This is a genomic window from Psychrobacter sp. UBA2769 (genome assembly GCF_002352555.1).
Lineage (GTDB): Bacteria > Pseudomonadota > Gammaproteobacteria > Pseudomonadales > Moraxellaceae > Psychrobacter > Psychrobacter maritimus.
In genome coordinates, this window is sequence record NZ_DEIR01000014.1 from 238,401 (window position 1) to 252,667 (window position 14,267).

The 14,267-nt window shown below is 43.7% G+C and carries 11 protein-coding genes; 5 read left to right on the forward strand and 6 right to left on the reverse strand.

What is annotated here, in order from left to right:
- The first annotated feature begins 308 nt into the window (after positions 1 to 308).
- Positions 309 to 2,462: a sensor histidine kinase gene (locus B3Q63_RS06585; protein ID WP_296175089.1), complete on the forward strand. Its 2,154-nt coding sequence runs from the start codon at positions 309 to 311 to the stop codon at positions 2,460 to 2,462.
- A gap of 89 nt (positions 2,463 to 2,551) precedes the next feature.
- Positions 2,552 to 3,205 carry a response regulator transcription factor gene (locus B3Q63_RS06590; RefSeq protein ID WP_296175092.1) on the forward strand — a complete coding sequence of 218 codons (654 nt, stop codon included), beginning with the start codon at positions 2,552 to 2,554 and terminating at the stop codon, positions 3,203 to 3,205.
- Positions 3,206 to 3,286: 81 nt separating this feature from the next.
- On the opposite strand, the gene B3Q63_RS06595 is transcribed toward B3Q63_RS06590, so the two are convergent.
- The 4 genes from B3Q63_RS06595 to B3Q63_RS06610 all read right to left on the reverse strand — a co-directional run bounded on the left by B3Q63_RS06595 (position 3,287) and on the right by B3Q63_RS06610 (position 7,565).
- Positions 3,287 to 4,081 (reverse strand): ABC transporter ATP-binding protein, encoded by a 795-nt coding sequence (locus B3Q63_RS06595; protein WP_183620875.1) that lies wholly within the window; start codon positions 4,079 to 4,081, stop codon positions 3,287 to 3,289.
- Between the two features lie 31 nt (positions 4,082 to 4,112).
- Positions 4,113 to 5,012 (reverse strand): ABC transporter permease, encoded by a 900-nt coding sequence (locus tag B3Q63_RS06600; RefSeq protein ID WP_183620874.1) that lies wholly within the window; start codon positions 5,010 to 5,012, stop codon positions 4,113 to 4,115.
- Between the two features lie 352 nt (positions 5,013 to 5,364).
- Positions 5,365 to 6,393, reverse strand: a complete 1,029-nt coding sequence (locus B3Q63_RS06605) for an ABC transporter substrate-binding protein (protein WP_201625707.1) — start codon at positions 6,391 to 6,393, stop codon at positions 5,365 to 5,367.
- A gap of 122 nt (positions 6,394 to 6,515) precedes the next feature.
- Positions 6,516 to 7,565 carry an ABC transporter substrate-binding protein gene (locus B3Q63_RS06610; RefSeq protein ID WP_201629942.1) on the reverse strand — a complete coding sequence of 350 codons (1,050 nt, stop codon included), beginning with the start codon at positions 7,563 to 7,565 and terminating at the stop codon, positions 6,516 to 6,518.
- A gap of 507 nt (positions 7,566 to 8,072) precedes the next feature.
- On the opposite strand from B3Q63_RS06610, the gene B3Q63_RS06615 reads away from it, so the two are divergent.
- The gene (locus B3Q63_RS06615; protein WP_201625708.1) at positions 8,073 to 8,450 is read left to right on the forward strand and encodes a hypothetical protein; all 378 of its coding nucleotides are present in this window, start codon (positions 8,073 to 8,075) and stop codon (positions 8,448 to 8,450) included.
- Positions 8,451 to 8,547: 97 nt separating this feature from the next.
- Here B3Q63_RS06615 and metG read toward each other — a convergent pair whose 3' ends face one another.
- Together metG and B3Q63_RS06625 are read right to left on the reverse strand one after the other, a co-directional pair.
- Positions 8,548 to 10,671 (reverse strand): methionine--tRNA ligase, encoded by a 2,124-nt coding sequence (gene metG, locus B3Q63_RS06620; protein WP_296175099.1) that lies wholly within the window; start codon positions 10,669 to 10,671, stop codon positions 8,548 to 8,550.
- A gap of 387 nt (positions 10,672 to 11,058) precedes the next feature.
- Positions 11,059 to 12,474, reverse strand: coding sequence for a GntP family permease (locus B3Q63_RS06625; protein WP_201564777.1), 1,416 nt, complete (start codon positions 12,472 to 12,474; stop codon positions 11,059 to 11,061).
- Positions 12,475 to 12,827: 353 nt separating this feature from the next.
- Between B3Q63_RS06625 and B3Q63_RS06630 the strand changes: the two genes are divergently transcribed.
- Complete coding sequence (locus tag B3Q63_RS06630; protein WP_296175102.1) at positions 12,828 to 13,541, forward strand: CoA transferase subunit A; 714 nt, start codon at positions 12,828 to 12,830, stop codon at positions 13,539 to 13,541.
- Positions 13,542 to 13,619: 78 nt separating this feature from the next.
- Positions 13,620 to 14,249, forward strand: coding sequence for a CoA transferase subunit B (locus B3Q63_RS06635; protein WP_296175104.1), 630 nt, complete (start codon positions 13,620 to 13,622; stop codon positions 14,247 to 14,249).
- Positions 14,250 to 14,267: the final 18 nt, after the last annotated feature.

A 14,267-nucleotide genomic window follows, 5' to 3' on the forward strand; every position in this document is an offset into this window, starting at 1 on the left:
CCTCCATAAAAATAGTCTATAAAAATATTACTGCGCTTACTGTCGCTATCTATGTTGTAAGGCTTATTGGTAATGCCTGATTTTTATATTCGATAGCAATCATTAAGCTCAGCCAATTAAAAGATACAATCTTGCTATGTAGTATAGAATATGGCGTAATATGCTGATATTGTGGAAAACCACATTAATCATATGGTTTTAATAAATTTTACAAACTTGGACGTCTTAAGTCGCAAATAATGCCTATAAATACCATTTATTTTTTATCGAAAATTGCGCTTAGAACCATAACTTTGAGGGCGTTGAAAGTGTGGAAAGCGTTGCAAGCGTTAATACCCTTTATGGCTCTGATGGCATTAAATGCTTGCTTGGTTATGTCGATGGCAAACGCCCAGACGTATTATTTAGGCGTGCTGGCGCCGCAAGGTGAAACGGTTGCGCAAGAACGCTGGCAACCTTGGCTCAATCAGCTTAATGAGCAGTTGCAAGAGGACACAGTAGTCTTAGTGCCGCTGGCGTTAGAGAATTGGCAGCAGGAAATTGAGGCGCAGCAGTTTGCCCTCGTGCTTGGTCCACAAGTACAGCTGATTAAAATGAATACCACCCATTGGCGCTGGCTTGCGACCTTGCAAGCGGATACGGCGCCAGCTAAATTGACTGAGCCTGCGGATATCAATGGTAAAAACTTTAATGAAAAAGGTTTCAGTAAAACCGCTGATAAGCAGTTTTCCGCAACGGTTAGCTTAGCCAATGAATTTAATAAGCTCAGTCAGGGTAGTCCGTTAAAAGAACCTAGCGCCATGGAAGAAGTGGCCAGTGCACTTTGGGTAAAGGCAGACAGCGGCATTTATCAGCTGCAAGATTTGCAGCAGCGTAAAATTGCTGCCGTCGATGCCGAGGCTTTTGGTGGCTATCTATTGGTCGCGCATTTATTACAACAAAACGGCGTGCCATCCAACCGTTATCAGACCCAGTTTGTCGGCTATCCTATTGAGCGCACCTTACATGCATTGGCCAGTGGCAGTGTAGACGCAGCAATAGCGCCACTTTGCTTGATGGAAGAGATGGCACGGCAAGGGAAAGTTAGTGAGAAACAATACCGTCTTATTCACCCTGTTGCGACCGCTTCTAGCTGTCAATCTTCAACGCCTATATATCCCAATTGGACATTGGCGGCGACAGAGCAAGCGCCAAATGCTTTGGTGCGACAGATTAATCAAAATCTATTTGGTACAAGTCAATCAGAGCAAGCATTGTTAGGAATAGGACAGCGCTGGCTACCAGCCGAATCGAGTAGTAATGCTGAGCGTATCCTCTATGATATGAACCGTCATCCCGCCCAAAAGCAGCTGGGCGCGCATATGGTCGAATGGGTAAAGGCGCATCGATTGTGGATGGCGGTTATTGTTTTAATTATTCTCATATCAACAGTAAATTATGCGTGGATGAGTTGGCTGGCATGGCGACGACGAAAAAAAATAACCCTACAAAATCGATTGATTCGTGATTATGACCAGCAGCTACGTCAATCAGAACGCTTCGCTGTCATCGGTGAGATGAGTGGATCCATCGCCCATGAAATCAATCAGCCGCTGGCGACCATTCAAAATTATGCCCAAGGATTACTGATTCGCAGTCAAAACAGTCAAAGCAGTCAAGAATGGACAGGGTTGGATAACAACTCTGTAAATAGTCTGCATGCGGTAGAAAAGTCTCTGACTGACAAACAAGCGACAGAAACTGCGCTGCAGCAAATTGTCAATGAAACTGAACGGGTTGCGGCTGTTATCAGTAATATTCGGCGCTGGGCAGGGCGCTCACAGCCGGATGAGGTGAGGGTGGATATCGCAACTACCTATGAGCAGTGTATATTGCTGCTCGGTGAGAAGGCTTCAGCCATGAGTTTTTGGCTAGTAAGTGACTATCCATCGTTGCAGTTGCCAAACCTAGTTCTTGACCAGTTATTGATGAATAGTATGGTAAACGCCGAGCAGCAAGGGGCGACGCAGATAATGTTACGTTGTCAGGCAGAAGATTATAATGGCAAATCCTATATAGTATTGCATATGACCGATGATGCAGGCGGTTTTGATGAGGCGCAGTTGCTTGACCATAAACAGTTAACTGGTAATAAGCAGCTAGTCGAGAGTAAATCACAGCAGCGTCTACCCAATCATTACGCCACCAAATCAACTAAAGCCAATGGTTTAGGCTTGGGTTTGATGATATGTCAGCGCTTGGGCAAGTCACTTGGCGGTATGATGCGACTTAGCAATATTGAAGTACAGCATGAGCTTAATTGTATACAAGCGTTGGACGGTTATCAGCAACGCTTTAAGCGTAACTTAAATGGTAAAGTGCGCTTGATGAACACTGAAAGCACTTATCCTCTAGCAAACACGATAGGTGCGCAAGTGTCTTTTTATCTGCCGCTGCATTTGGCTGATGAGGCTCAGAAATAAAGCAATCAAAAGCGAAAGTGAGCATAAGAGAGCTATGAATAACCAAGCGCCTATAAACTTTGTAAATTAACTTAATCATAAGGTCGCGTATGAATGCTCAGCATCATCTCAATAAGCGCTCAGAATGGCAAACGCCAGTTGATAACAGTAGTGACTCTCTACTGATTCATATCATCGACGATGAAGAAAGCGTGCGTACATCCTGTGATTTTTTGATTAGCAGCTTAGGATTACCGACCCAAGTATGGTCAAGTGCTCTGATATTTTTACAGCAAGTCGATATCTATCGCCCAGCAGTGGTGGTCAGTGATCTAATGATGCCAGAAATGAGCGGTCAGGCACTACAAGCGTATCTTAATAAACATGACAGTCCGATAGGGTTTATTGCGTTAACTGGTAAGGGTGAGATTGCTGATGCAGTCAACATGCTCAAACAAGGCGCCGCTGATTATCTCGAAAAACCGATTAATAGTCACCGTTTACAAGAAGCGCTTGCGCGTGCGCAAGCCTTAACACTCAAGCGTGCTCAGCTTTATAATATTAAAAATCTTTATGCGCAGCTGACCGATAAAGAAAAGCAGGTCGCCAATGAGTTACTGCAAGGCAATCTGAATAAAAATATCGCCGACCATTTAGATATATCGGTCCGTACGGTAGAGGTACATCGCTCACAAGTGATGAAAAAAATGCAAGCGCAGCATGTCAGTGAGTTGATTCAAAAATTGGTCATGCTTGATTCTTAATAACTAAAACAGTCATAAAAAAACGCCTGCTATTAAACAGGCGTTTTATTTTTTTAAATTCAAAATATTAAGCTAAATGATTTAGCTTAATATCAAGCTGTCATCTTCGACTTTTTCACCGCGGGTCTGCTCAAACATATCGAGTAAGTCATGCACATTCATGCCTTTACGAATATCACCTGCGACATCGAGAACTACTTGTCCTTGATGTAGCATCACGGTACGCGTGCCATGGGCTAAGGCCTGCTGCATCGAGTGCGTAACCATCATCGTGGTAAGCTGATTGTCCGTGACGATTTTATCGGTCAGCTCTAAAACAAAAGCCGCAGTCTTAGGGTCAAGGGCAGCCGTATGCTCATCAAGCAGTAGAATCTTAGAGGGTTGCAATGACGCCATCAGCAAGCTAACTGCTTGACGTTGACCACCAGATAATAGACCCATACGGTCGGTTAAACGATTTTCTAAACCCAATTTTAAAACCGATAATTTCTCGCGAAATAAGTCACGGTTATTTTGGTTTAGCGCAAAGCTTAAACCACGTTTGCCGCCGCGCTTATAGGCAAGCGCCATATTTTCTTCAATGGTTAGCGCCTCACAAGTTCCCGCCATCGGGTCTTGGAAGACACGAGCGACCCAATGAGCACGTTGGTGCGCGGTTTTTTTGGTGACATCGATGCCATTTAACAAGATTGAACCGCTATCGACGCGCGTGGTGCCACTGACCGCATTTAAAAAGGTCGATTTACCCGCGCCATTGGTACCGATAACAGTGACAAATTCACCATCAGCGATATTCAGATTGATACCGCGTAGGGCAGGGTTTTCAATGGGCGTTCCAGGATTAAAGGTCAACCGCAAATCTGTAGCTTGCATCATAATAATTATTCCTTATGGTTGCACATTGACATTAAGCCCGAACTTTACGACTTAAAAATTTATTTTTAGCTTTGGGCAATACCAAGGCCAATACCACGAGCAGCGCTGTAATCAAGTTTAAATCCTGCGGACCAAAACCGATACTACGTAGCGTATCGCTCGATAGGGCAACCTGAATAAACAGCTTGTACAATACCGCACCGACAACCACAGCAAAGGTAATCAGCCAAATCCGCTTGGCCGGAATAATAGTCTCACCGATGATGACCGCTGCCAAACCAATGACAATCGTACCGATACCGATGGAGATATCTGCGCCACCTTGCGTCTGCACAAATAGCGCACCCGCTAAAGCAATCAAACCGTTGGAAATCGCCATACCGATGATGGTCATCCACGAGGTGTTGATACCTTGCGCCTGTGCCATACGTAAGTTTGAGCCGGTCGCACGCATCGATAAACCCGTCTCGGTACTATAAAACCAGTTTAAAAATAACATGGCCAGTAGCACGACAACACCAATGATTAAACAGCGCATCCAGTAACCATTACCGTCATGGACCAAGGTACTAAAGACCGTGGTTTCACCCAATAGCGGCAAGTTTGGCGCACCCATAATCCGTAGATTGACAGAATATAAGGCAACCATCACAAGAATACTGGCAAGCAGCTGCAAAATGCCCAGTTTGACGTGTAGCCAAGCGGTGACAATACCGGCAACTGACCCTGCTAGCATACCAAAGGCACAAGCAAGCCAAGGATTGATACCGGCAATGATAGAAATACCAGCGACGGCGCCACCTAACGGAAAGCTACCGTCAGCGGTCAAATCCGGAAAGTCGAGGGTACGAAATGAGATTAGGACGCCAAGCGCCACTAGGCCATAAATCAGACCACTTTCAAGCGCACCAAAAAAAGCAATTAAAGACATAAGAGATCAGTAAGTCATAACCAAGCGTTTAGCAAATAACACTCTAGTGATTCATAGAATAAAATAGCGCTATATAGCGGCGCTATTTTATTTATAAATGAATCTATACATGAATTTTAGCTAAACGACGAAGCGGTGAATTTAACAGATTGGGTTATCTGCAGCTAGGGTAAAACAAGACTCGTCATTATTACGCATAATCATAAATCTTGCTCATTTAAAGCCTTTAAAAAACAAGCCCAGCCTACTGACTGATAGCTGGGTTTTGTCTGCGCTAAATAAATAGCGGTATCGCCCATAGGCGATAATTGATAAAAATTACCGTCTATCGGTGCGATACCAGAAGTCGCAGTTATTCTACCACTACTTTTGCTTTATCGATAACGGCTTGTGGCAAAGTAATGCCTTCGGCTTTCGCATTTTTTGGACTGACATATAAATCAAGCGATTGCGGGGTATAAACAGGGATAGCACCGGCTTTTTCACCGTTTAAAATACGCGTAACGATTTTACCAGTTTCGCGGCCCAAATCGTAATAGTTTACCCCTAAAGCCGCAACGGCACCGCGCTCAACAGAGCTGGTATCAGAGGCAATTAGTGGAATCTTACTTTCTTTAGCAATTTGGTACAGTGATTCATACGCTGAAACGACGTTATTATCGGTTGAGGTATAAATCATATCGACTTTACCCTCAAGACTACGAGCAGCCATCGCAATATCGTTACTACGCTGAGCCGGCGCTTCGTGTACGTTGATACCTAGTGGCGTTAGGTTATCTTTCAATGCTTTTAAAACGATGGTTGAGTTAACTTCGCCTGGGCTATAAACATAGCCGACGTTTTTTAAGCTTGGGATAATTTGACGCATCAAATCGATTTGCGGCGCATAAGGCAGGGCATCAGAGGCGCCTGTGACGTTGGTGCCAGAACCATCAAGCTTGGGCACCAGTTTGGCTGCTACAGGGTCAGTCACTGCTGAGAATACCATGGGAATGGTGCTGGTAGAGGCAGCCACAGACTGAGCAGATGGTGTTGCAATGGCAACGATGACGTCTGGTGCATCAGCGACGAATTGCTTGGCAATCTGACCGGCGGTAGCGGTATTACCTTGGGCGCTTTGGAAGTTGATGGTTAAATTCTCACCTTCTTTAAAGCCGGCATCATTTAATTCATCGATAACGCCTTTACGCACGTCATCGAGTGCTGGATGCTCAACGATGGCGGTAATAGCGACCGTTTTCATGGCAGCTTTGGCATCGCCACCTGTTGCAGCGCCGTCAGTGGTGTTGGCATCTTGTGCTGGTTGGTTACAGCCGGTCAAGATAGCGGTGCAAACACCGCCCCATAATAAAGCTTTTGCAAAACGATTTTGATACAACATGGGTCTGACTCCTGAAAATAATAATGTGTCCGTACATTATATAAAAGATAAATAAAAGGTAGCGCTGACTGCTTGTTAATCACGGTCTTTCTATTCAATGCTCACTGCTGTTTTTCCAGCAATTACTTACTGGTTTTTTGTGCTTCTTTATCGACATTGATGGCGTTTTTAAGTAAATCTGCTGATAGGCTGGTACCTTGTTCAGCGGCGTGTTTTGGGCTGACATATAGCGTCAAGGTGTTCATCACTTGCGGTGCAATATCTTTGGTAGCTTCACCATTTAATACCCGATAAACCATTTTGCCCGTAGTACGACCAAAATCATAGTCATTAACCCCAAGCGCCGCAGTCGCACCGCGTCTGACGCTAAATTCATCTGAGGCAATGACTGGGATATCAAGCTCGTTAGCTGCACTGGCCATGGCTTCAAAAGCCGAAACCACGTTGTTATCTAATGAGGTATAAATAACCTCTACCTTTCCTGCAAGACTACGAGTCGCCATCGCAACGTCAGTAGGGCGATTGGCGGTTACGCCCAATATCTTAAGCCCGCGTGCTGGTGCCGCTTTTTCAAGTTGTTTAAGGACCACCACAGAGTTGGCTTCACCTGGGCTATAAACATAACCAATGGTTTTTACATTTGGGACAATTTTTTGAATATTGTCTAACTGTGGCTCGATTGGTAATTCGCTCGACAGACCGGTCACGTTGGTTTGGATAGGTACATCATTTTCGTCAATCAGCTTCGCGGCCACAGGGTCTGAGATGGCGGTATAAATAACGGGAACGGTTTTGGTCGATGCCACGATTGATTGGGCAGAAGGTGTTGAGATGGCGACGATAGCATCTGGATTGTCACCGGCGAACTGTTTGGCAATTTGCCCTGCGGTTGCGGTATTACCTTGCGCGCTTTGAAAGTTAACTTTTAGGTTTTGACCTTCTACATAACCATTTTCAGCCAGCTCATCAATAATGCCACGGCGCATCTCATCTAAAGAAGGATGCTCGACAATCTGAGTGATGGCTAAGGTTTTGGCAGGCTTATCGTTAGTTGCGCTGTCATCAGCAGTGGCCGCAGGGTCAGTAGCATTATTAGAGCAGGCGGTTAATCCAAGCGCAGCGCTAATAGCAGCGCCGCACAGGCTAAGGCGTAAAGTAGTGGCAAAGGTCATTTTATTTTGGCTCATAGGTTAAAAGGTGCAGGTTACCCGAGTCAATGTTATGTGCATGCTGAGATAACGGGCTAACATTAAGGTAATCAATCCATTGATCATTACGTCCATATTATGACAGTAATGTAACTTATGGCAATAAGAAAATAAAACGCGTTTGTCATTAGCTTTATAAAGGAGGATTTAAATCAATTCTTGTTGGATAAATAATTTTGTTATCAGGTTCTTTATGCATAGTTACCAATGAATTTTGGGCAATAAAAAAGATGCCACGAAAGCATCTTTTTATTCGGTAAAATTACAATCAAAAAGCTTACAAGCTAGCAACGCATCTATTACGAACGCCCTTCATAATTAACATAAGCTAGTTTTTATACGAGAATTATAGTGAGTCCAAAATTCACATTACTATAAAATTCACATTACTATTATGCTGACTTGGTGAATGTACAACCCACTCTAATATCTACTTAATATTTTTCAAACGAATATTTTAAGGGTAACATTATGAACACTTCTAATCTTAAACTATTAACCATCGCTGGCATTACTGCTACCTCATTGATTTGCTTACCTGCTACGGCAAAAGATGGAAATGGAAATGCCAAGGGCAAAGCTGTTTATATCAATAAAGGTTATAACCATCATAGCAACGCCCAACCTAATATCAACGCTTATCGCAATGCCAGCCCTAATGCCTCATTCAAACGTGATCTTGATCAATACGGTTACAGAGTAGTCGGCAAGATTGATAGGAATATTTATGATCGTTCGGTAATTTTAGACCGTTATGATGACCGCTACGTTCGTATTCGCACGCCAGAAAATAAAATTGTGACAGTCATTAATGATACGTTGCAGATTATTGATATTTTAACTAGATAAACAGCAAGCTTACTTTCTATTGTTTTTCACATAAGAACAAAAAACGGTCTATTTCGACCGTTTTTTTGTTCTTTAATTATTACTTAATTTAACGTTTTTAAGCAAGCACATCGCCAATCACGCAGTTGTCCGGTAAAGTCACTACCGTTAGCTGAGTTTTTGGGTTGCCCGTTGATAGCACCATCCCTTCTGAGATGCCAAATTTCATTTTACGCGGCGCAAGATTGGTGACGCAAATTACCTTTTTATCCAGTAATTGCTCAGGCTCATAAAACTTACGGATACCGCTAAAGACATTACGTGGTTTGTCTTCGCCAACGTCTAAGGTAAATTGTAAAAGCTTATCCGCGCCTTCGACATAATTACAGGCTAAAACGTGCGCCACTTTCATCTCAACTTTGGCAAAGTCTTCAATACCGATATAGTCAGCTTGTTCAGCATTGGTATCAGTATCAGCCTTTTCTGCTGACTGAGTGTTTACTGCCGCTGTTTTATTATCTGAATTATTATCGCTGTTAGTAGTAGGGGCTTCTGCTTGTGCTAACGAGGCCTTTGAGTCTTCAACCATTGCCGCAACGTCTTTTTCTTCGATACGCTGCATTAAAGGTTTAAATTTATTGATTTTATGACCAAGCAACCACTCATTACGGCTAGCAAAGCTTAAATCGTCAATATTTAAGAATTGTTTGGCATTGGCCGTCAGCTCAGGTAATACTGGCGCCAAATAAACCATCAATTGGCGGAAGATATTAATCGCCACCGAGCAGACGTCTTGGACTTCTTGTTCAGACCCTTCTTGCTTGGCAAGCGACCACGGTTTTTTCTCATCAATATATTCATTGGCCTGATCGGCACACTGCATGATTAAGCGCATCGCACGCGAGAACTCACGATTCTCGTAAGCGGCGGCAATTTCATCACCAGTTTTGGTGATATCTTCTAATAATTCAGACTCTACGCAAACCTCAGACAGCATACCGTCGTATTTCTTCACGATAAAACCGGCACTGCGACTGGCGATATTGACCACTTTACCCACCAAGTCAGAGTTGACCTTTTGCATAAAGTCTTCTAAATCAAGGTTGATGTCCTCAACTTTGTCAGACAGCTTACTGGCGAAATAATAACGCAAGTATTCAGGATGTAAGTGTTCCGCGTAAGTTTCGGCCTTGATAAAGGTGCCGCGTGACTTACTCATTTTTTCGCCATTGACCATCAAGAAACCGTGGGCAAAGACACCAGTTGGCGTACGGAACTCACTACCGGCAAGCATCGCTGGCCAAAATAGCGCATGGAAGTAAACGATGTCTTTACCGATGAAATGATACACCTCGGTTTTATGCTCGTTTTCTTGCATCCAATAACGGTCGAAATCAAGCGCTTGGTCGGTACCTTCGCGCTTGTCACATAGATTTTTAAAGCTTGCCATGTAACCGACTGGCGCATCTAGCCACACATAAAAGTACTTGTCTGGCTCATCGCTTGGCGTATCTGGAATTTGGAAACCAAAGTAGGGCGCATCACGCGAGATATCCCAGCTGGTCAAGCCAGCGTCAAACCACTCTTGCAGTTTATTGGCAACCGACGTTTGCAAGCGATTTTCGCTACGGGTCCAATCTTTTAAGAACTGCTCAAATTCTGGTAAGTCAAAGAAGTAATGCTTAGAAGTTTTAAGTACTGGCGTCGCATTGGATAACGTTGAATGCGGATTGATAAGGTCGGTCGCATCATAGGTGGTACCGCACACTTCACAGTTATCACCATATTGGTCAAGCGCGCTGCATTCGGGGCACTCTCCTTTGACAAAACGATCGGCTAAAAATAGCTGCTTTTCAGGATCAAAAAGCTGTTTGACGTCCTTTGTGCTGATATGTCCGGCGCTATTAAGGCGACGATAAATCAGCTCAGAGAATTCCCGATTCTCTTCTGAATGCGTTGAATGATAATTATCAAAATTAATCAAAAATTTGGCAAAGTCCGCTTCATGTGAGGCTTTTACCGAGGCGATTTGCTCTTCTGGCGTGACGCCATTGGCTTCAGCTTTGAGCATAATGGCGGTGCCATGAGCATCATCGGCGCAGACATAGGTGACTTGATGGCCCTGTGCTTTCATCGCACGTACCCAAATGTCGGTCTGAATATATTCTACAAGATGCCCCAAATGGATATAGCCATTGGCGTAGGGCAGCGCACTGGTTACTAGAATCTCACGCACTTTCATCACCTATATTTTTATATAAACGGGTTGGTTATCAAACGTCTCAAGCACTTTATGACGAGCAGGCGCGATATGATTAATATTAAATCATCGATGCTAAAAACGTCTAAAAACTTACAAAAAAGAGAAAAATTAAAAAAGTGTGCCTATGATACCGTAATTCAGCCAATTTTGTGACATTCCTCACTAATTAATCCATTAACCAACATAGTCATTGGCTATATTATGCCGATAGATTTCTATGCATTTATTAAGTGTCAATAAGCTATTTTTTTTAAAGAGGATCGTCATAAAGTGGCGATAAAAAACCCACTAAGCAATTTGCCAAGTGGGTTTATAAAAGATGCACTTTTTGCGAGTCAAAGTCTGTTTTCAACGTCCGACTTTTTTTTAAAATGAGCCAAACATCGTCCCTAAAATGATAACCGCGACCACCGCAATAAGTGGAATCACCATCGTCACCATGGCAACGTTTAGATAGGATTGCTTATGAGTCAAGCCACAAATCGCCAGTAAGGTGATGACCGCACCACTATGAGGTAGCGTATCCAAACCACCTGCTGCCATCACAGCAACACGGTGCATCAGCTCTGGGTCAATACCAGCGGCCACCGCCATTCTTAAATAATCTTCACCCAACGTCGATAGGGCAATACTCAAACCACCAGACGATGAGCCCGTAATACCAGCCAGCGTGGTCATCGCCACCGCTTCTGAAATCAAAGGATTATCAGGATTTAGGTTTAAGATGCTATCACGAATGATAAGGAAGCCTGCTAGCGAGGCGATAACCGCACCATAACCCACTTCTGAGGCGGTGTTAAAAATCGGCAACATCGAATCATAAGTACCACGGTTAATGGTTTTTTGTAGGTTGTTCCAATGACCGATACGCAGCACAATGAGTACGGTACAAGCAACCACCAATGAGATAATAATGGACCAAAGACCAAGCGAGCCTGCGATATTTAAGTCCGGAAATTGAGTTTGTAAGGCGCTAAAGTCGAGCGACGGGAAAATAGCATAAGTTAATAAAGCGTTTAGGGCGATGACCAGCACCAGCGGAATCATAGCAACGGTAAACGAGGTGTGATGCGTACTTAGGGTCTCAGATGCTTGTTTTGCCGCACCTACGCCACCGACATCCTCTTCATCATGTTGACCATAGCCTTCACCTACTGCATTGGCTTTTCTAGCACGAGATTGCAACCATAACCAACCACAAATAAACATGATGCTACCGCCGATAAGACCTAAGATAGGCGCGGCAAAGACGTTGGTATTATAGTAAGGAATCGGAATGGCATTCTGAATGGCGGGCGTGCCGGGCAATGCCGTCATGGTAAAGGTAAATGAACCTAAGGCAATCGCTGCCGGAATCAAGCGCTTAGGAATATCAGCGGCTTTAAACAAGTCTTTGGCGATTGGATAGATGGCAAAGGCCACCACAAATAACGACACGCCGCCATAGGTTAAGATGGCGCAAACTAAGATGACCGCTAAGATGGCTTTACTGGCACCGAGCTTTTCGACCACGGTATTGGCAATCGCTGTCGCGGCGCCAGAGTCTGCCATCAAACGCCCAAATAGCGCGCCCAATAAGAAAATAGGGAAGAACTTCAGTAAGAATCCACTTAACGCCCCCATAAATACATCGGTATAGGCGGGGATACTGCTTAAAAAATCACCTGAAAGTAATACGGCTAATATCGCCATAATCGGTGCTAAAATCAGCACAGAATAGCCGCGATAAGCAAAAAACATCAATAGTAATAAAGTGATGACAATAGCAAATGTACTCATCATGATCCGCCCTCCTTGGCAAAGTTCAAGCATCGAGTATGCAGCGCATATTGACATGGGTCAATAAAATTAATCAAAATATGCAGTATTCAATATTTTATTAAACATAAATCTAGACTGCTGCCATAGTGAATGAGGATGTCTTAAATGACGGCGCTGGCGCGTAAGTTCTTACCGTTATTCTCTTCTCGCTAACACAATAATGTGGTAACTTAGCATTACAGCTGTACCTAATATATCGATAGATAATGTATTACTATAAAATGAAAATCATAGATGATTGATTTATAAATGAAAGCAAATCATCATTGATGATGACTGTTAATAACAAAAACTCGACTTGCAAGGAGATAAGCATGAGTCGCTCAAAAGTATATAGTAGTGCTGAAGAGGCGCTAAAAGGTGTGGTAAGTGATGGACAAACACTTGCTATCGGCGGTTTTGGTCTGTGCGGTATTCCTGAAGCGCTCATCGAAGCGTTACGTGATAGCGGCGTCAAAGATTTGACCTGTATCAGTAATAATGCCGGCGTCGATGGGTTTGGTTTAGGTTTGCTATTACAAACCCGTCAAATTAAAAAAATGATTTCATCGTATGTCGGTGAAAATAAAGAGTTTGAGCGTCAATACTTGGCAGGTGAGTTAGAAGTTGAATTAACGCCGCAAGGAACTTTGGCAGAAAAACTACGCTCAGGTGGCGCTGGTATTCCAGCGTTTTATACCGCGACGGGCGTTGGCACACAAGTGGCTGAAGGCAAAGAGACGCGTGATTTTGATGGCCGTATTTATGTGCTTGAGCATTCATTGCGTGCGGATGTGGCATTAATCAAAGCGCAAAAAGCAGATAAAGCGGGTAACTTAATCTTTAATAAGACGGCGCGTAACTTTAATCCAGATTGCGCTATGGCAGGCAAGATTACCATCGTCGAAGTCGAAGAAATCGTAGAAACCGGCACCTTTGATCCTGATGAAGTGCATCTACCGGGTATCTTTGTGCAGCGTATCGTCTTAAACAGCAATCCTGAAAAGCGTATTGAAAAAACCACCACTAAAGCGGTCGAAAGCGTTTAAGTTATTCAGTTATTTTATAAAAATATTTTTAAATGATTATATTAATAATAAAGCAGTGTAAAAAATAAGGAAGTTACCATGGCATGGACAAGAGAGCAGATGGCACAGCGTGCCGCAAAAGAACTACAAGACGGCTATTATGTCAACTTAGGTATTGGACTACCAACCCTAGTTGCCAACTATATTCCTGAAGATGTGGATGTTTGGCTACAGTCTGAAAACGGCTTGCTAGGTATTGGCGAGTTTCCAACGGCAGAGAACGTGGATGCAGATTTGATTAATGCGGGCAAGCAAACGGTAACCGCAGAACCGGGTGCCAGTTATTTTAGTAGCTCAGAGTCATTTGCGATGATTCGTGGTGGCCATGTCAATCTGGCGATATTGGGCGCGATGGAAGTATCAGAAAAAGGCGATTTGGCCAACTGGATGATTCCCAAAAAAATGGTTAAAGGCATGGGCGGCGCGATGGACTTGGTCGCAGGCGTACAACGGGTGATTGTGCTGATGGAGCAAGTTAATAAACATGGCGAGCCAAAAATCCTTGCCAATTGCGAGCTGCCATTAACGGGTAAAGGCGTGGTCGACCGTATTATCACCGAACTTGCCGTATTAGACGTCACTGACAATGGTCTAAAATTGGTTGAGTTGGCAGAAGGTGTTAGCTTCGATGAGCTACAAGAAAAAACGCCAGTGAGCATTACTCAATAAGCTAGTTGCATAAATATG

Coding starts and splice junctions, on each gene's coding strand:
- B3Q63_RS06590 (WP_296175092.1), top strand. CDS start 2,552: ATGAATGCTCAGCATCATCTCAATAAGCGCTCAGAATGGCAAACGCCA.
- B3Q63_RS06595 (WP_183620875.1), bottom strand. CDS start 4,081: ATGATGCAAGCTACAGATTTGCGGTTGACCTTTAATCCTGGAACGCCC.
- B3Q63_RS06600 (WP_183620874.1), bottom strand. CDS start 5,012: ATGTCTTTAATTGCTTTTTTTGGTGCGCTTGAAAGTGGTCTGATTTAT.
- B3Q63_RS06605 (WP_201625707.1), bottom strand. CDS start 6,393: ATGTTGTATCAAAATCGTTTTGCAAAAGCTTTATTATGGGGCGGTGTT.
- B3Q63_RS06610 (WP_201629942.1), bottom strand. CDS start 7,565: ATGACCTTTGCCACTACTTTACGCCTTAGCCTGTGCGGCGCTGCTATT.
- B3Q63_RS06615 (WP_201625708.1), top strand. CDS start 8,073: ATGAACACTTCTAATCTTAAACTATTAACCATCGCTGGCATTACTGCT.
- metG (WP_296175099.1), bottom strand. CDS start 10,671: ATGAAAGTGCGTGAGATTCTAGTAACCAGTGCGCTGCCCTACGCCAAT.
- B3Q63_RS06625 (WP_201564777.1), bottom strand. CDS start 12,474: ATGATGAGTACATTTGCTATTGTCATCACTTTATTACTATTGATGTTT.
- B3Q63_RS06630 (WP_296175102.1), top strand. CDS start 12,828: ATGAGTCGCTCAAAAGTATATAGTAGTGCTGAAGAGGCGCTAAAAGGT.
- B3Q63_RS06635 (WP_296175104.1), top strand. CDS start 13,620: ATGGCATGGACAAGAGAGCAGATGGCACAGCGTGCCGCAAAAGAACTA.